At 47.8% G+C, this 15,945-nt stretch carries 17 protein-coding genes; 10 read left to right on the top strand and 7 right to left on the bottom strand.

Features of this window, described 5'->3' with window-relative positions:
• Positions 1–2 precede the first annotated feature (2 nt).
• A complete protein-coding gene (locus ACINK7_RS11465) occupies positions 3–1,709 on the bottom strand; it encodes an NAD(P)H-dependent oxidoreductase subunit E (protein WP_404355243.1) in 1,707 nt (568 codons plus the stop codon).
• A gap of 148 nt (positions 1,710–1,857) precedes the next feature.
• On the opposite strand from ACINK7_RS11465, the gene ACINK7_RS11460 reads away from it, so the two are divergent.
• The 3 genes from ACINK7_RS11460 (at position 1,858) to ACINK7_RS11450 (ending at position 4,929) form a co-directional block, all read left to right on the top strand.
• Positions 1,858–2,844: a LysR family transcriptional regulator gene (locus ACINK7_RS11460; RefSeq protein WP_404355241.1), complete on the top strand. Its 987-nt coding sequence runs from the start codon at positions 1,858–1,860 to the stop codon at positions 2,842–2,844.
• 187 nt (positions 2,845–3,031) lie between these two features.
• Positions 3,032–3,946: a quinoprotein relay system zinc metallohydrolase 2 gene (locus ACINK7_RS11455; protein WP_404355240.1), complete on the top strand. Its 915-nt coding sequence runs from the start codon at positions 3,032–3,034 to the stop codon at positions 3,944–3,946.
• 155 nt (positions 3,947–4,101) lie between these two features.
• Positions 4,102–4,929, top strand: a complete 828-nt coding sequence (locus ACINK7_RS11450; RefSeq protein ID WP_404355238.1) for a quinoprotein dehydrogenase-associated SoxYZ-like carrier — start codon at positions 4,102–4,104, stop codon at positions 4,927–4,929.
• A gap of 311 nt (positions 4,930–5,240) precedes the next feature.
• Here the strand turns inward: ACINK7_RS11450 and ACINK7_RS11445 are convergent, their stop codons facing one another.
• From ACINK7_RS11445 to ACINK7_RS11435, 3 genes are all read right to left on the bottom strand, one after another.
• Positions 5,241–5,828 (bottom strand): Uma2 family endonuclease, encoded by a 588-nt coding sequence (locus ACINK7_RS11445; RefSeq protein ID WP_404355236.1) that lies wholly within the window; start codon positions 5,826–5,828, stop codon positions 5,241–5,243.
• Positions 5,829–5,898: 70 nt separating this feature from the next.
• Positions 5,899–6,276, bottom strand: a complete 378-nt coding sequence (locus ACINK7_RS11440; RefSeq protein ID WP_404355234.1) for a hypothetical protein — start codon at positions 6,274–6,276, stop codon at positions 5,899–5,901.
• Positions 6,277–6,416: 140 nt separating this feature from the next.
• The gene (locus ACINK7_RS11435) at positions 6,417–6,875 is read right to left on the bottom strand and encodes a DUF302 domain-containing protein (RefSeq protein ID WP_404355232.1); all 459 of its coding nucleotides are present in this window, start codon (positions 6,873–6,875) and stop codon (positions 6,417–6,419) included.
• 38 nt (positions 6,876–6,913) lie between these two features.
• Here ACINK7_RS11435 and mobA point away from each other — a divergent pair, with 38 nt between their 5' ends.
• Complete coding sequence (mobA, locus tag ACINK7_RS11430; protein ID WP_404355230.1) at positions 6,914–7,510, top strand: molybdenum cofactor guanylyltransferase MobA; 597 nt, start codon at positions 6,914–6,916, stop codon at positions 7,508–7,510.
• Positions 7,503–8,354, top strand: coding sequence for a formate dehydrogenase accessory sulfurtransferase FdhD (locus ACINK7_RS11425; protein ID WP_404355228.1), 852 nt, complete (start codon positions 7,503–7,505; stop codon positions 8,352–8,354). Before mobA ends, ACINK7_RS11425 begins: the two co-directional genes overlap by 8 nt.
• A 46-nt stretch (positions 8,355–8,400) precedes the next feature.
• Here the strand turns inward: ACINK7_RS11425 and ACINK7_RS11420 are convergent, their stop codons facing one another.
• Positions 8,401–8,634, bottom strand: coding sequence for a DUF2835 domain-containing protein (locus ACINK7_RS11420; protein WP_404355227.1), 234 nt, complete (start codon positions 8,632–8,634; stop codon positions 8,401–8,403).
• 45 nt (positions 8,635–8,679) lie between these two features.
• The gene (gene htpX / locus ACINK7_RS11415; protein WP_404355225.1) at positions 8,680–9,555 is read right to left on the bottom strand and encodes a protease HtpX; all 876 of its coding nucleotides are present in this window, start codon (positions 9,553–9,555) and stop codon (positions 8,680–8,682) included.
• Between the two features lie 117 nt (positions 9,556–9,672).
• On the opposite strand from htpX, the gene ACINK7_RS11410 reads away from it, so the two are divergent.
• Complete coding sequence (locus ACINK7_RS11410; RefSeq protein ID WP_404355223.1) at positions 9,673–10,779, top strand: PQQ-dependent sugar dehydrogenase; 1,107 nt, start codon at positions 9,673–9,675, stop codon at positions 10,777–10,779.
• A 225-nt stretch (positions 10,780–11,004) separates the two neighbouring features.
• Positions 11,005–11,607, top strand: a complete 603-nt coding sequence (locus ACINK7_RS11405; protein WP_404361442.1) for an NUDIX domain-containing protein — start codon at positions 11,005–11,007, stop codon at positions 11,605–11,607.
• Positions 11,608–11,637: 30 nt separating this feature from the next.
• Here ACINK7_RS11405 and ACINK7_RS11400 read toward each other — a convergent pair whose 3' ends face one another.
• Positions 11,638–12,012 carry a DUF4870 family protein gene (locus tag ACINK7_RS11400; protein ID WP_404355221.1) on the bottom strand — a complete coding sequence of 125 codons (375 nt, stop codon included), beginning with the start codon at positions 12,010–12,012 and terminating at the stop codon, positions 11,638–11,640.
• A 377-nt stretch (positions 12,013–12,389) separates the two neighbouring features.
• Here ACINK7_RS11400 and tviB point away from each other — a divergent pair, with 377 nt between their 5' ends.
• The 3 genes from tviB to ACINK7_RS11385 all read left to right on the top strand — a co-directional run bounded on the left by tviB (position 12,390) and on the right by ACINK7_RS11385 (position 15,939).
• A complete protein-coding gene (tviB, locus tag ACINK7_RS11395) occupies positions 12,390–13,661 on the top strand; it encodes a Vi polysaccharide biosynthesis UDP-N-acetylglucosamine C-6 dehydrogenase TviB (RefSeq protein WP_404355220.1) in 1,272 nt (423 codons plus the stop codon).
• A gap of 3 nt (positions 13,662–13,664) precedes the next feature.
• Complete coding sequence (locus ACINK7_RS11390; RefSeq protein WP_404355218.1) at positions 13,665–14,672, top strand: NAD-dependent epimerase; 1,008 nt, start codon at positions 13,665–13,667, stop codon at positions 14,670–14,672.
• 124 nt (positions 14,673–14,796) lie between these two features.
• Complete coding sequence (locus ACINK7_RS11385; protein WP_404355216.1) at positions 14,797–15,939, top strand: TIGR03088 family PEP-CTERM/XrtA system glycosyltransferase; 1,143 nt, start codon at positions 14,797–14,799, stop codon at positions 15,937–15,939.
• Positions 15,940–15,945: the final 6 nt, after the last annotated feature.

Raw genomic sequence — 15,945 nt, 5'->3', positions numbered from 1 at the left:
AGTTAACCTCTAGTGCTTGTTAATTCGTCGGGAAAATACTTGATGACGCAGCGTAGCGGATTGGGAGCGGCTTGGCCGAGACCGCAGATCGATGCGTCGACCATCACCGACGATAATTCTTCGAGCAAGTCAGTGTCCCAATTGTCTTGTATCATTAGGTCTGCGGCTTTAGCGGTGCCGACACGGCATGGCGTGCATTGGCCGCACGATTCGTCCTCGAAGAATTTCATCGCGTTCAATGCCAGCTTACGTGCACTGTCTTGGTTGGAAAAAATGATTACTGCGGCGGAGCCGATGAAGCACCCGTGCGGGTTCAAGGTATCGAAATCGAGCGGAATGTCACCCATCGAAGCCGGCAAGATGCCGCCGGAAGCGCCGCCAGGAAAGTAACCGTAAAACTCGTGACCGTCGAGCATGCCGCCACAATATTCGTCGATCAACTCGCGTATCGTGATGCCTGCGGGCGCCAGGTGAACGCCCGGATTCTTGACTCGGCCCGATACCGAGAACGAACGCAGGCCTTTACGGCCGTTTCTGCCGTGCGACGAGAACCAATCGGGGCCTTTTTCGACGATATCGCGCACCCAATAGACCGATTCCATGTTGTGTTCAAGCGTCGGACGCCCGAACAGGCCGACTTCGGCCAAAAACGGCGGTCTTAACCGAGGCATGCCGCGTTTACCTTCGATCGATTCGACCATTGCCGATTCTTCGCCGCAGATATAGGCGCCGGCGCCGCGGCGTAAATGAATCGGAGGAAGACGGTAGACCGTCGACGGAGGATTGTTTTGCAGATTGGCGATTTCTTTGGTGAGAATTTCGCGGCAACCGGCGTATTCATCTCTTAAGTAGACATAGATTTCATCGCAACCGACCGTCAGCGCAGCGATCAGCATGCCTTCGAGAAAACGGTGCGGGTCTTGTTCAAGATAGTGCCGATCCTTGAAAGTACCCGGTTCGCCTTCATCAATGTTGACCGCCATTAGACGCGGGCCTTTGAAGCCTTTAACGATGCGCCATTTTCTGCCGGCCGGAAAACCTGCGCCGCCCAAACCGCGAAGGCCCGAATCTTCCATTTTTTTGATGATGCTTTCGGGGTTGATGTCGCCTTCGATGACTTTTTTCAGCGTTTGATAACCGCCATCGGATCGGTATTGTTCGAGGCTGATATAGTCGGCAACCGGCGCTGTGATTTCATATTCGGCAACTGTATTTAACACGGTTTCGGTGGTTGCTTCATCAATCGGGTTTTGGCCGACGACAGCGACGGGTGCATGTTGGCAGCGGCCCACACAAGGGACTTTTTGGATTCTGACCTTGTCTTTGAGTACGGTTTCCAAGGCATCAATCAGTTCATGGCCGCCCGCCATTTCGCAAGAGACCGATTCGCAAACACGGATGGTTAGATCGGGGGGAGGAGTTTGGCCTTCCTTAACGACATCGAAGTGATGATAAAATGAAGCGACCTCATAGACTTCAGCGGTGGACAGGTTCATCTCATTCGCAAGCGCGACCAAGTGCTTCGAAGAAATATGGTGAAAACGGTCCTGTATCTTATGCAAATGCTCGATCAATAAATCCCTTCGGAGAGGTTCGTCGCCCAATAGAGTCTTGACTTCTTCCAGAGCCCGAAGATCCACTGCATGGCCTTTAGGGCCTTGACGCTTCTTTTTTTTGATCTGTTCGGGGCTAATATTGATCACTGCCACAGGTGTTTCCTCCAAATAGTCCGCATATAGAGCGGAATTATAGCCAATTGTTCATGCTCAAGGAACTCGCGATGTTGTCGGATGTTCTGCTTCATGCTCAGTGTGAGCACTTTAACTTAGCTATGATATAGGTTTCAACTCATCATTTATGAGTAAAATCATCAGAAATAATGATAAAGCCATTGGTGAAAGCCTTATGAATCGATACAATGGTTTTTGCGATGCTATCAATTATTTTGTTATTCAATTGCTTATGAACCCAACGCATTTACTGACCTTTGCTGTAGTGGCTCGTTTTAAAAGTATTACGCAAGCTGCCGAGTATCTTTATTTGGGGCAACCGGCAGTTTCCGGGCAATTAAAATTACTACAAAATCAAATCGGAGAACCTTTGTATTTCCGTAAAGGTTATCAAATCGAGTTGACACCTGCGGGACAAGGTTTATTGGAATATGCACAGCAAATGACCGATACCTTCAATCAAGCTAGCGAGTATGTTCGTTGCTTGCAACAAGTTAATGCCGGAACTCTAAGACTCGGTTCGACGACGACGATCGCCAGTTTTTATTTGCCTCAGTATTTGGTGTTATTACAGACTTCGCATGCCGGAGTAAATGTCAGAATGAAGACCGGCGATACCGATGAAATCATTCGAAATCTCGAAGATTTGGATTTAGGCTTTATCGAAGGACCGGTCCATGATCAGGAACTGCCCGGCAATTATCAAGTTATCAATTGGCAGGAAGACGAGATTGTTTTAGTTTTGCCCGAAGATCATCAAATTGCCCGTGATTACCCGGAATTTGTGCCATTGGATGTATTCATGAAATATCAGGTGATATGGCGGGAGCCGGGCTCAGGCGCCAGGCAAGCCGTGGAAATGTGGTTGGCGTCGGCGGGAATACAACCCAAAATCTCCATTGAAGTGACCGGTGTCTCGGGTATCAAAGAAGCGGTGCGCGCGGGCTTGGGAATTGGCTTTGCCTCGTCGCAAGCTTTGCGAAACGAGCGGCAGGGTTTGGTCGCGAAAAGGCTCAATGCGCCGACCGGTTTGATCTGGCAGCTTAAGATCATCGCTCCGAAAAAGGCGATACGATCCAGAGCTACACAGGCTTTTTTGGATTTGTGTTTATGAGGGTTGATACTTTGTAATGACTCACGTAGAGGCGCAAAGATTTAGAATTTATGTTTACGACTCAAATTTTAGAGCATGAAACCAAAGTCGGAAATTGGTTTATGACCATGGAAAGCATACTCTATCCGTACTATTCTCTGCGCCCCTGCGCCTCCGCGCGATGAAATATTTATTTTAGGAGTTTGTTTTGCGTTATTTGATTATTGCCATTTCGTCGTTTTTTTGTATAGAGACCCATGCCGGCGTCGTGTTGAGCATTGAGCAAGTCGCTGATGGTATTTATGTGCATCAAGGCAAACATGAGTGGCCCGACCATAAAAATCACGGTGCGATTGCGAATATCGGTTTCATCGTCGGCGAACGCTGCGTCGCGGTGATCGATACCGGCGGTAATCCGGAAGAAGGAAAATCGCTCAAGCGCGCGATTGCCAAAACGACCGGTAAACCAATTTGTTATGTGATTAATACCCATGTTCATCCCGATCATATTTTCGGCAATATCGCATTTAAGGAACCGGGCACTCAATTTGTCGGACATCATAAACTAGCCAGAGCAATGGCCGCGCGCGGACAATTCTATATCGATAAAGCCGAAGACCAGATTGCTATGGCATTGTCCGCCGAACATATCATTCCGCCCGATATCGAGGTTGAAAAAACGTTGCTCTTAGATCTCGGAGGGCGGGAATTGCTGTTGACCGCGCATCCTACCGCGCATACCGATAACGACTTGAGCATCTACGACCAGAAGACCGATACCTTATGGCTCGGCGATTTGTTTTTTATCGGACATTTGCCGACTCTCGACGGCAGTTTAAAAGGTTGGTTGGCGGAACTTACGGAATTAGAAAAAAAGTCGTTCAAGCAGGTCATTCCCGGGCACGGGCCGGTAGTCACGGATTGGCCGAAGAGTCTCGAGCCGCAAAAACGTTATCTCGGAACCTTATTGACCGAGATTCGTAAAATGATTAGAAACGGAAAATTTATCGAAGATGCGATCGAGCAGGTCGGTTATGAATTTAAAGGCCAATGGCAGTTGTTCGACGAATTTCATAAAAAAAACGTCACGGCGGCGTTTGCCGAATTGGAATGGGAAGATTGATATTTCGATTTATTATACTTTTCGCACTTCAAATTTCGGCAGTGCCTGGCAAAGCCTACATGGACGTATTCACGGCGTCCTTTGACGGGACCCCGGTGCCGAATTTTGATCTACGATGGGTTTAACTCGTTAATTTGCCTAACAGGAGAAACAAAATGATAAATAAAATAATTGGGGCCCTCTGCTTGGCTTTGATCGCAAATGGAGCTTTGGCTGCCGAAGACGAGTCGGCCTGGACTTCGCAATTGAAAGATCAATTTTTCGCCGGACGCACGATTACCGAATCGGATGCCGTGATTGAACTTGATGCGCCTTATCGAGCCGAAGACCCCGCTTTGGTTCCGTTGAAAATCGTTAGTAAAATCCCGCAAACCAACGACAAATACATCAAAAAGATTTTGGTGCTGGTCGACAAGAATCCTTTTCCCTATGTCGGCGAATTCGAATTCACGCCCGATAGCGGTAAAGCGGATTTAGCGATGAGAGTTCGTGTCAATACCTATAGCTTTGTTCGCGCGATTGCCGAGACGAACGATGGCCAACTTTATATGACCAAGAAATTCGTTAAAGCCAGCGGCGGCTGTTCGGCACCGATTGGTGCGGATTTGGATGCGGCAATGCAACGGCTCGGCAAAGCCAAATTCAGGTTGTCCGATAATATCAAGCCGGGTGAAGCGAATGAGGCGCAATTATTCATTAGCCATCCCAACATCACCGGCATGCAGATGGATCAAGTGACGCGTTTCGTCAAAAAATCGCATTTCGTCAATCAGGTTAATGTGTCATTCAATGACAAGCCGATCTTGACGGCGAAAACCGATATCGCGATCAGTGCCGATCCGAATTTCCGGTTTTATTTCATACCGGAAAAGAGCGGCATTTTGAAAGCGGAATTTACCGATATGTCTTGTCAAAGTCCAACCAGCCGTGCGAATTGTAAAGCAGGCCAAAGCTTTACCGAAACTTTGGCTGTAAAACCGTAAAAAGTATATGACTGGCATTGACTAAGGATTTAGGCATAATAACTTCTTTATTTTTAATGCACGGCAGGCAGGTTCGGTTGCTCGATTGACAGGTGTCGGCGGCAGGGAAACCGCCATCAAGCCTACACGGACGTATTCACCCAGCACCTAAATTCCATAGCCCTTTGGCTATGATAACTATCTCGCATAATTTAGGTGCTGGGTTCACGGCGTCCTGTCAAGCGAGTTACCGAACCCGCTACAAAACTCATAGCTCCAGGAAGTTATTTTTTACGAAATCCTAAACCAAAGCCGACATGGCTTGGTTTCGTCTAGCTGCTTGGATCGGATTCGAAAGCGACTTTGTCGTAAATTTCTTTTAGGCTTAACACGCAGTCGATGCTTTCCAGGTGAACGCTTGCATCAAGGCCGGCGGTTTCGGTCAAAAGCCAAGCTTCGCCTTGCCGGATATAGCGCTCGACCAACGGCTGGTCTTGAGCGACCAACACATATTCGCGAAGCGATTCGATCTTGCGGTAATGCGAAAATTTAGCGCCTCTATCGTAGGCTTCGGTAGAAGAAGATAACACCTCAATGATAAGCGACGGGTTGATCAATGTGTCGACATGGTTGTCTTCGAATTGCGGCGTGCCGCAAGCCACCGCGATATCCGGATAATGATAGCTGCGTGCCTTTTTAGCCTTGATCCGCATGTCATTGATGTAAGCTTCGCATGGGCGGTTTTTCAGTTGAGTTCTTAGTTCACTCGCAATATTGATATTAATCAGGTTATGTTCGCGGCTTGCGCCGGTCATCGCGAACATTTCGCCGTCAACGTATTCGCTTTTGATTTGCGTTTGGCGTTCGATCGCTAAATATTCTTCTTGGGAGTAATACTTTTTATTGAGTACAGCAGACATAAACAGCCTCCTTTGTCTGAGCTCATCCGATTCGTCAAAAGCCTCTTTTCAACAGAGAATCGTAAGGGTGTTATTTCACGAAACAACTTTTTTCGGCATAAGCCTCGGCTTCTTCCATCAGTTTCCTCAATCGTTTAGCTTCCGGCGGGTCGCGGAATACGCCGCCGGCCTCGCCCGGCGTTTTACGCATGAAGCCGAAGGTTCTAGCCTGATCGTAATCGGCGAAACTTATTTTCTCGGCAATTTTATCTATTTTGCATCCGCAACCGTATTGGGTGATGTAGGTCAGTCCGCCTTTCTGAGCGATGCAGCTCAGCACATAATCAACGCGTTCCTGAGTCGGGAAATCGCTGACAAAAGGCGCGTCTTCATCATGTTTTTCTTGAGTTGCACTACAGCCGGCAAGAGCGGAGAGAAAGACTGAACCGATTAGAAGTTTGATTTTCATGAGAAGGTCTCTAGTTCCTGTTTTGATTAAGTGAAAAAATATGCTAATAAAACAAAAGCATGTTCAATTTATTGATTTACGTAAAGTGCGTGAAATATTGATGTTCTATTGAGGTGCAATATCGGATATCGACCGGAAAACTATTCTTCGACGGCAAAATCGACAATTTGTTTGAGCATGCCGTTCATTTTATCAGAGAATGCATCGAGTTCAGGATTACCTGTGTCGGTGGACAATAAATGCGTACTGACGACGGTTTTACCCTCAAACGCATAGAGCACGACATTGCAAGGCATATGTTTGACCGCGTGGGGCGACAGAGTCAATAGCGTTTCAGCGTGAGTCAGGTTACAAAATTGTATCGTATCGTAATCCGGAAAATTTACCGTTCCTCGATCTCTGATCACTTTTCCGATACGACTATGTGCGGTAATTCGTAAATTGTGTTCTGCAATGGCAATTTTGATCTCCGCCAGCACATCATCGTAAGGTTTGAGCGTTTCGACCCGGTAATATTCGATGAATTCACCGTTTTTATGCACGGTGTCGCAGCTTGCAATAATCATCAGGCTTGCGAAAATAACGATCAATCTTGTCATACAGTTTTATTCCCATTCACTATTAACAGCTTAACATCATGAGCAATCCAACAAAAGTGACCGGCGTTATTTTGGCCGGCGGACTGGCCCGACGCATGAATAACCAAGATAAGGGGCTGGTGTTGTTTCATCGAAGGCCAATGGTCTCCTATGCGATCGATTCAATTAAGCCGCTGGTCGACCAACTCATTATCAATGCCAATCGCAATCTCGACGCCTATCGACAATTCGGTTTGCCGGTCGTTTCCGATCAAAACGGTAATTTTGAAGGGCCTTTGGCCGGCATTCTTTCCGCGATGACATATGCCGATACCGAACTATTGTTGGTATTGCCTTGCGATTCGCCGTTGATTACGACCGATCATTTGCAACGATTGTTAAAAGCAGGTCTAAACCCCGAAATCGATGTGGCGGTTGCGTTCGATGGCGAGCGCTTACACCCGGTGTTTTTGGCCATCAAGACAACGCTCGAATCCAGCTTGAAAAATTATCTAGGCAGCGGTGAGCGTAAGATCGACCGTTGGTTGATTAAACATCGAATGACTCAGGTCGATTTTAGCGACGACCCCGAGGTTTTTGTCAACGTGAATACCTTAGCTGAATTATCCGAGTTGGAGGAGCAGAGCAATGAATAACCTTTATCGGCCTGATATGACTAATGCCGGTTTAGGCTTTTCAATGCCGTCCGTCGCGATTGACGAGCGAGGAGAAGCTCAAGCTATCGAACTGGTCGGTGAAAGAGCATTAACCATTTACGTGGACAAGCAGGAAATCGTAACCTTGATGACGATTGGCGCGCATCCCGAATTATTGACGCTCGGGTATTTAAAAAATCAGGGGTTTTTCGAGGATATCGCTGAAGTTAAAGTCGTTCAGGTTGATTGGGAAACCGAGGCGGTTGCTGTTGTAACTCGGCAAGGTGGCAGCGATTTTTCCGAGCGTATGGCGCAGCGCACGGTGACGACCGGTTGCGGGCAAGGTACGGTATTCGGCCGATTGATGGAAAAACTCACGCAAATCCGAGTGCCGGATGTGTCGATCAAACAATCGATGCTTTACGCAATGCTCGATGCGTTAAAAAATTATAACGAAGTTTACAAAAAAGCCGGCGCGGTCCACGGTTGCGCGCTATGTACCTGCGACCGGATCGATTTTTTTGTCGAAGATGTCGGGCGGCACAATGCGGTCGATGCGATTGCCGGTTTCATGTGGCTGAATGATTTATCCGGCGCCGACAAAGTTTTTTACACGACCGGACGCTTAACCTCGGAAATGGTGATTAAAGTCACCCAAATGGGTATACCGATATTATTGTCGCGCTCCGGAGCGACCCAAATGGGTCTGGAAATGGCCAGGCAAGCCGGCGTTACGATGATTTCAAGGGCAAAAGGCAAACACTTTTTAGTATTGAACGGCAGTGAAAACATTGAGTTCGACGCGATCCCCGAGCGTCGTCGGAGAAGTTTAGAAGAGGGGTGATTTGTCCTACTCCCTTTTGATTGAAAAACCGTCTAAGAATCAGAGGTTAATTCAATAACTTCTTGATCCCGACGAATTTGTTTTGTGGCGTCAGTTCCATTTCGAAATATCCGTGAATACCTTGTCGAGTCAAAAAAGACTGTATGTTGCCGGCAGGAAATTGAATGCGCCGTCCGTCGTCGGCGATGACCGATATGGTTTTGGCCAGGCCTTGATAGACGCCGAGATATTGATCGTAGCTCAGGTTGAGCCTGAAGCGTATGAAAATCGACTGGGTCATCGAAAGGCACCGGGCCAGCAGGCTGGCCCGGTGGTCTGTTGCGGGTTAGCGGCTATTTTGCAATGCGGCTATACGCTCTTCCAAAGGTGGATGGCTCATGAACAAACGATGCATGCGGCTACCGTGAATACCGAATGCGGCCAATTGGCCCGGCAGTTCTTCGGGCTCATGAGCCCGTTGCAAGGCGCGCAATGCATTGATCATTTTGTCGCGCCCGGCCAATTTAGCTCCACCCGCATCGGCACGGTATTCGCGGTAACGCGAGAACCACATGACCAGCATCGATGCCAGAATCGACAAGACTATTTGCATCACTATCTGCGTGATGTAATAAGCCGGACCGTAACCGCGTTCGGTTTTGAACACGACTCGGTCGACCGTATGGCCGATCACTGTCGCGAAGAAATACACGAAGGTATTAACCACACCTTGCATCAAAGCCATCGTGACCATGTCTCCGTTGGCGACGTGACTGATTTCGTGGCCGAGAACTGCTTCAACTTCTTCGGCGCTCATGTTTTGTAGCAAACCCGTGCTGACTGCAACCAAAGCGTTGTTTTTATTCATGCCGGTCGCAAATGCATTCGGGTCCGGTGTTTGGAAAATGCCGACTTCCGGCATGCCGATACCGGCCGCTCTCGCTTGACGGGCGACAACATCGACTAACCATTTTTCGGTTTGATTTTGCGGATGTTCGATGACATGCACGCCCATCGCGCTCTTAGCCGACCATTTGGATATCGCCAACGAGATCGCCGAGCCTGTGACGCCTATAATAGCCGACATCAGTAGTAAGGCGTTCAGATTAAGATCGACACCTTGAGCATCCAATACGCCGCTGATGCCGAATATATTAAAGATAACGCTGATAACGACCAATATGGCGGCATTGGTTGCTAAAAAAAGAAGTATACGCATCATAAGTGTATTACCTTGAGTTTATTGAATGTTGATTACGATATAAGGGATAATTTTTTTATTTCAAGCGCTTTTTAGAGTGTTACCATACCGAAAAGTTTATTTGTTGGAGGCCTCTGTATGAAAGCCAAAATCTTTTTAATACTATCGCTAATTGTATCGTGTCCGATCCAAGCCGCAAGCGTCGATGAAGTTTTAAAACAATTACAGTTGCCGGTCGGTTTTTCCATTTCATTATTTGTCGAGGATCTTCCGAATGCCCGGTCGTTAGCCCGAGGCGAAAAGGGCGTTATTTTTGTTGGTACCCGCCAACAAGGCGCTGTTTATGCCGTTCAGGATACTAATGGCGACGGTAAGGCCGATAAACGCTATGTAATTGCGACCGATTTATACATGCCTAACGGCGTGGCGTTTCAAAACGGTTCGCTGTATGTTGCAGAAGTTAACCGGATTATCCGTTTCGACAATATTATCGACAATTTGGCGAACCCGCCTAAGCCGGTCGTTGTATTAGACGGTTTACCTTCCGATCGGCACCACGGCTGGAAATATTTACGTTTTGGCTCGGACGGCAAACTCTATACCGCGGTCGGTGCGCCCTGCAATGTTTGCGAGCCGGATAAAGAAATCTATGCAACGTTGATTCGCTTGAACCCAGACGGTTCCGATCTTGAAATTTTAGCGCATGGGATAAGAAATACCGTCGGTTTCGATTGGCAGCCCGGAACGAATACGCTGTTTTTTACCGAAAACGGCCGCGATCTAATGGGGGACGATATTCCGCCTGATGAATTGAATCTATGGGCGGAGCCTGGTCAGCACTTCGGCTTTCCTTATTGCCACAGCGGCACTATTGCCGACCCGGAATTCGGCAAGCAACGAAGCTGCGACGAATTCGTCGCTCCGGCATGGCAATTCAAGGCTCATAAAGCGCCATTGGGTATGCGTTTTTATCGAGGCGAGCAATTTCCCGAACGCTTTAAACAACAGCTATTCGTTGCCCAACACGGTTCATGGAACCGGAGTCAACCTCACGGTTATCGAATTGCTTTGGTTAAATTTAAAAACGGCAGGCCTGTATCCGAACATTCTTTCATTTCCGGTTGGCTAACGTCGTCCGATGAGGTTTTGGGGCGTCCGGTCGATATCTTGGAAATGCCGGACGGTAGTTTGTTTATTTCCGACGATAACTTAGGCGTCATTTATAAAGTAACCTATCAAAAATAATATGGATAAGGAATATGCACAAAATAATTTCTACAAGCATTACGCTTTGTGGCAGTTCGGTGACTCGCTTGACAGGGTGCCGTGAATACGTCCATGCTTGGCGGCGGAATCTGATTGCCATGGATGGCATGAATGCAGATTTTGCAGGAGCAAAAATCTGCCCTGCCGCCGACACCTGTCAATCGAGCCACCGAACCCCCTTCCTACATTTGTCGAAGTTATTTCATGTTTGTTCCTAAGGATTTTGAAGTTCTCGATAAGCATGAGGTTTATCACGGTTTTTTTCGGTTGGAAAAATACCGGCTTAAACATCGATTATTTGCCGGCGGATGGAGCCCGGAAGTCGAACGCGAATTATTCAGACGCGGTTCTTGTGTCGCGGTCTTGTTATACGACCCGATCAAAGATACTGTGGTTTTGATCGAACAATTCAGGGTCGGCGCGATTTTAAGACCGGAAGCCCCTTGGTTACTGGAAATCGTCGCAGGGGCAGTCGAGGAGGGCGAATCGCCGGAGGAAGTCGCTTACCGAGAGGCAGTCGAGGAAGCCGGCTGCGAAATTCTGGAATTACTGCCGATCAGTGCGTTTTACACGACTCCCGGTGGTTCGTCGGAGTGGCTTAGTCTGTATTGCGGCAGGATCGATAGTACCGGCGTCGGCGGAATTCATGGTTTGGATCATGAGCAAGAGGATATTCGGGTTTCGGTCGTGAGCTTCGATGAGGCTTATCGGCTCATGGAGCAGGGTAAAATTAACTCGGGCATTCCGATCGTCGCGATTCAATGGTTGGCATTGAATCGCGATAAACTCAGAAGTCAATGGACTTGAGTGTTACTGTTTAGGCGAATGCGCTCTGGTTTATTTGAAATCTTTGGGAATCATCGGTTTATTATCGAATAGGGTATGCCAGCCCAAGGCTATTCGGTAAACCAGCCACAACACGGCAAATAGCAATAAAAACCAACCTAAGCCCATCGCAAAGGTTAAACCGCTTGCCGCTAACAATGCGACAGCGACCCAAGCAGTTTTGATTTGCCAATCGAAATGGGATTCCAACCAAGTGCCCCGAACATCGTTTCGCTTGATTAAGTTAATCGCGACACCGATGAAAATAGGCAAGCCCGCAAAACCGAATGCCAGGACTTGACATAAATAGACGATGCCGGTCAGGTTTTTAAGCTTTTCCATTTTTTCGGCGTTACTTTTATTATTATCGGTTTCATTACTATTCATAAGGTATCTCCTTACATAGTGTCGAATATTATGAGTTCATAAATTGATTGTAAGTTCCTCTAGCGAATTCAATGAATAACAGATGCCATCTCGATTATTTTAATAGTCAAAAAAATTACGAAACTGTAATAAATCGCGCTTAAAATTAAATTACGCTCTGCTAAGCTTTATCAACAATTAGTAAAGTGAGTCTTTTACCGCTTAGAATACGCTAAAAAATAACTTCCCTAAATGGATCTCACGCTTTATAAGCATCCCACGCAAGTTTATCGCTCCCATGCAGAGCATAGGAACGATGATAAGTCGTGAGGTTGTTTGTTCAAAATCCTTAGTAAAATATTTAATATTCGACTTTTAGACAAAAGGAATAAAAATCTATGTTAGAAAATGTCAAGTTGGGAATGATCGGTCTCGGTTATGTCGGTCTGCCTTTAGCCGTCGAATTCGGCAAGAAATACCCGACAATCGGTTTCGATATCAATGCAGAGCGTATCAAAGAATTGCAAAACGGGAGCGATCACACGCTTGAAGTTGACGAGGAAGAATTAAAAGAAGCCGTTTATTTGACCTACACCTCATCGGTCGAGGAAATCAAAGCCTGCAATATTTACATCGTTACGGTGCCGACGCCGATCAATGAATATAAACAGCCCGACTTGAGTCCATTGGAAAAAGCCAGCACTCTGCTGGGCGGACTGATCAAACCCAATGATATCGTCATTTATGAATCGACTGTTTACCCCGGCGCGACCGAGGAAGTTTGCGTGCCGATTCTGGAAAAAATATCGGGGTTGACATTCAACCAAGATTTCTTTGTCGGCTACAGCCCGGAACGGATTAATCCCGGCGACAAAGAACATCGAGTCACCAATATTCTAAAAGTCACATCCGGTTCAACGCCCGAAATCGCCGACCGCATCGATCGGCTTTATCAAAGCATCATCACGGCCGGCACGCACAAGGCCAGTAGTATCAAAGTCGCTGAAGCGGCCAAAGTCATCGAGAATACGCAACGCGACCTGAACATCGCGTTGATCAATGAATTGGCGATCATCTTCAATAAACTCGGCATCGATACCGAAGAAGTGTTGTTGGCGGCTGGCACCAAATGGAACTTTTTACCGTTCCGGCCCGGATTGGTCGGCGGACATTGTATCGGTGTCGATCCTTATTACTTGACTCATAAGGCGCAAGCGATCGGCTATAATCCCGAAGTCATCTTATCGGGACGCCGCATTAACGATGGCATGGGCGAATATGTCGTATCTCAATTAATCAAATTGATGCTGCAAAAACGCATCCATATCAAAGATTCCGATGTGCTGATCATGGGCTTGACTTTCAAGGAAAATTGCCCCGATTTACGCAATACCCGCGTCGTCGATATCGTCAAAGAACTGCAAAGTTACGGCGTTAACGTGCATGTTTACGACCCTTGGATCGATCCGGCAGAAGCGATTGAAGAATACGGCATAACGACCATCGACAAGCCGGAAGACGGGCGTTACGATGCAATGCTATTAGCCGTAGCGCATGAGCAATTCAAGCAAATGGATATTTCATCCATCAAAGCGCTGGGTAAAAAAGACTCGGTAATTTACGATTTGAAATACGTTTTTCCGACCGAACTGACTGACGCACGTTTGTAATTTATGAAAATACTGGTAACTGGAACCGCCGGTTTTATCGGCAATCATTTGGCTTTGCGTCTGCTCGAAAGAGGCGATGAAGTCATCGGAATCGACAATCTGAACGACTACTACGATGTCAACCTGAAAAAATCACGCTTGGCGCGCATACTCGATCATGAGCGTTATACCGACATCCGTGCCGACTTGGCCGACCGAGATAGGATTGAACAGGTCTTTAAAGAGCATCGTCCGGAGCGCGTCGTCAATTTGGCCGCGCAAGCCGGCGTGCGCTATTCGATCGAAAATCCGCATGCCTACATCGACAGCAATATCGTCGGCTTCATCAACATTTTGGAAGGCTGCCGGCATTATGGCGTCGAGCACTTGGTCTATGCCTCGAGCAGTTCGGTATACGGTGCGAACGAAAGCATGCCGTTTTCGGTACACGACAATGTCGATCATCCGCTAAGTCTTTATGCGGCATCGAAAAAAGCCAACGAATTGATGGCGCATACCTATAGCAATCTTTATAACCTGCCGACAACCGGATTACGCTTCTTTACCGTATACGGGCCTTGGGGCCGGCCCGATATGGCCCTGTTTTTGTTTACCAAAGCTATCCTGAACGGCGAAAAAATCCAAGTTTTCAATTATGGCAAGCATCGCCGCGATTTTACCTACATCGACGATATTGTCGAAGGCGTGATCCGAACGCTGGATAATATTGCCCAACCTAACCCGGATTGGAGTGGTGCAAAACCCGACCCCGGAACCAGCAGAGCGCCTTGGCGGGTTTACAACATCGGCAATCAAAGCCCGGTCGAGTTGATGAAATATATTGAAGTGCTCGAGCAATGCCTCGGTAAGACCGCCGAGAAAGAATTACTGCCGCTGCAACCTGGCGACGTCCCCGACACCTATGCCGATGTCGAAGCGCTGGTGCAAGATGTCGGCTATAAGCCCGGAACGCCGATTGAAGTTGGAATAGCGCGGTTTGTGGAGTGGTATGGGGGTTATTATAATTTTTAGTGAGCAGTGAGCAGTGAGCGATGAAAGATGAAAGATGAAAGATGAAAGATGAAAGATGAAATCAGGACTTGACAGCTGCTTTACTTGCAGTTTAATTCCGCTAACCGCTAACCGCTAACCTAACATGCCTCCAAATCAAGCTCCCCCCCTAATCGCCCACATCATCTTCAGCCTCGGCGTCGGCGGTTTGGAGAACGGTTTGGTGAATTTGATTAATCGCATGCCGTCCGATCGCTACCGGCATGCGATTATTTGCCTGAAAAACAGCACTGATTTCAAAAATCGCTTGCAGCGGAAAGACATCGAAATTTACGAATTGAACAAACGGGAAGGGCAGGACTGGCAGTCATTCGTGAAAATGTATCGTTTGCTCAAACAAATCAAGCCGGCGATCGTTCATACGCGCAATCTCGCCGCGATCGAATATCAGGTTCCGGCGCTGTTGGCCGGTGTCAAACATAGAGTGCATGGCGAGCACGGCTGGGATGTGTTCGACCCGGACGGCAGCAACAAAAAATATCGATTATTGCGGCGCATGCTGGGATTGATCATCGATCGCTTCATTCCGCTTTCCGGCCATCTCGACAATTATCTGCGCGAAAAAGTCGGCATACCCGACTCGAAAATCCGGCGCATTTGTAACGGCGTCGATACCGAGCGATTTCAGCCCGCAAGTCCGAAAGTCGTTGCCGGCGATTGTCCGTGGACCGATGCCGAAAAAAGGTTGATCATCGGCACGGTCGGTCGAATGCACGGGGTTAAGGATCAAATGACGTTGGCGCGGGCATTTGTCGAATTGCTGAAGCGACATCCCGAATCTAAAAATGCGCTCGGATTGATCATGATCGGCGACGGGCCGTTGCGTGAGGAAGTGAAGCAATTGCTGGATGAAAACGATTTGCTCGATCAAGCCTGGCTGCCGGGCGAACGAAGCGACGTTGCCGAACTGATGCGCGGTTTCGATATTTTCGTCTTGCCGTCCCAGGCCGAAGGCATTTCGAATACGATACTCGAAGCGATGGCGAGCGGCTTGCCGGTGATCGCAACACGCGTCGGCGGCAATCCCGAATTGGTCGAACACGGAAAGACCGGATTTTTAGTTGAAAGACAAAATCCGTCCGAATTAGCGGGTAGGCTAAGCGACTATATCGGCGATCCGAAGCTGTGCATCGAGCACGGCAACAAAGGTCGCGAACGGGCCTTGCAAGCATTTTCGATCGATGCGATGGTTAAAAATTATCTGAGCGTGTACGATTCATTACAGTAACACGCT

The sequence above is a fragment of the Methylotuvimicrobium sp. KM1 genome, assembly GCF_044788715.1.
Lineage (GTDB): Bacteria > Pseudomonadota > Gammaproteobacteria > Methylococcales > Methylomonadaceae > Methylotuvimicrobium.
Note: the sequence above shows the minus strand (reverse complement) of the source record. Positions and strands in the feature narration are given on the sequence as shown.

Excerpts from the sequence above, each read along its gene's own strand:
- ACINK7_RS11460 (WP_404355241.1), top strand. The coding sequence starts at position 1,858 with ATGAGTAAAATCATCAGAAATAATGATAAAGCCATTGGTGAAAGCCTT.
- ACINK7_RS11450 (WP_404355238.1), top strand. The coding sequence starts at position 4,102 with ATGATAAATAAAATAATTGGGGCCCTCTGCTTGGCTTTGATCGCAAAT.
- ACINK7_RS11445 (WP_404355236.1), bottom strand. The coding sequence starts at position 5,828 with ATGTCTGCTGTACTCAATAAAAAGTATTACTCCCAAGAAGAATATTTA.
- ACINK7_RS11440 (WP_404355234.1), bottom strand. The coding sequence starts at position 6,276 with ATGAAAATCAAACTTCTAATCGGTTCAGTCTTTCTCTCCGCTCTTGCC.
- ACINK7_RS11435 (WP_404355232.1), bottom strand. The coding sequence starts at position 6,875 with ATGACAAGATTGATCGTTATTTTCGCAAGCCTGATGATTATTGCAAGC.
- mobA (WP_404355230.1), top strand. The coding sequence starts at position 6,914 with ATGAGCAATCCAACAAAAGTGACCGGCGTTATTTTGGCCGGCGGACTG.
- ACINK7_RS11425 (WP_404355228.1), top strand. The coding sequence starts at position 7,503 with ATGAATAACCTTTATCGGCCTGATATGACTAATGCCGGTTTAGGCTTT.
- ACINK7_RS11420 (WP_404355227.1), bottom strand. The coding sequence starts at position 8,634 with ATGACCCAGTCGATTTTCATACGCTTCAGGCTCAACCTGAGCTACGAT.
- htpX (WP_404355225.1), bottom strand. The coding sequence starts at position 9,555 with ATGATGCGTATACTTCTTTTTTTAGCAACCAATGCCGCCATATTGGTC.
- ACINK7_RS11410 (WP_404355223.1), top strand. The coding sequence starts at position 9,673 with ATGAAAGCCAAAATCTTTTTAATACTATCGCTAATTGTATCGTGTCCG.
- ACINK7_RS11405 (WP_404361442.1), top strand. The coding sequence starts at position 11,005 with ATGTTTGTTCCTAAGGATTTTGAAGTTCTCGATAAGCATGAGGTTTAT.
- ACINK7_RS11400 (WP_404355221.1), bottom strand. The coding sequence starts at position 12,012 with ATGAATAGTAATGAAACCGATAATAATAAAAGTAACGCCGAAAAAATG.
- tviB (WP_404355220.1), top strand. The coding sequence starts at position 12,390 with ATGTTAGAAAATGTCAAGTTGGGAATGATCGGTCTCGGTTATGTCGGT.
- ACINK7_RS11390 (WP_404355218.1), top strand. The coding sequence starts at position 13,665 with ATGAAAATACTGGTAACTGGAACCGCCGGTTTTATCGGCAATCATTTG.
- ACINK7_RS11385 (WP_404355216.1), top strand. The coding sequence starts at position 14,797 with ATGCCTCCAAATCAAGCTCCCCCCCTAATCGCCCACATCATCTTCAGC.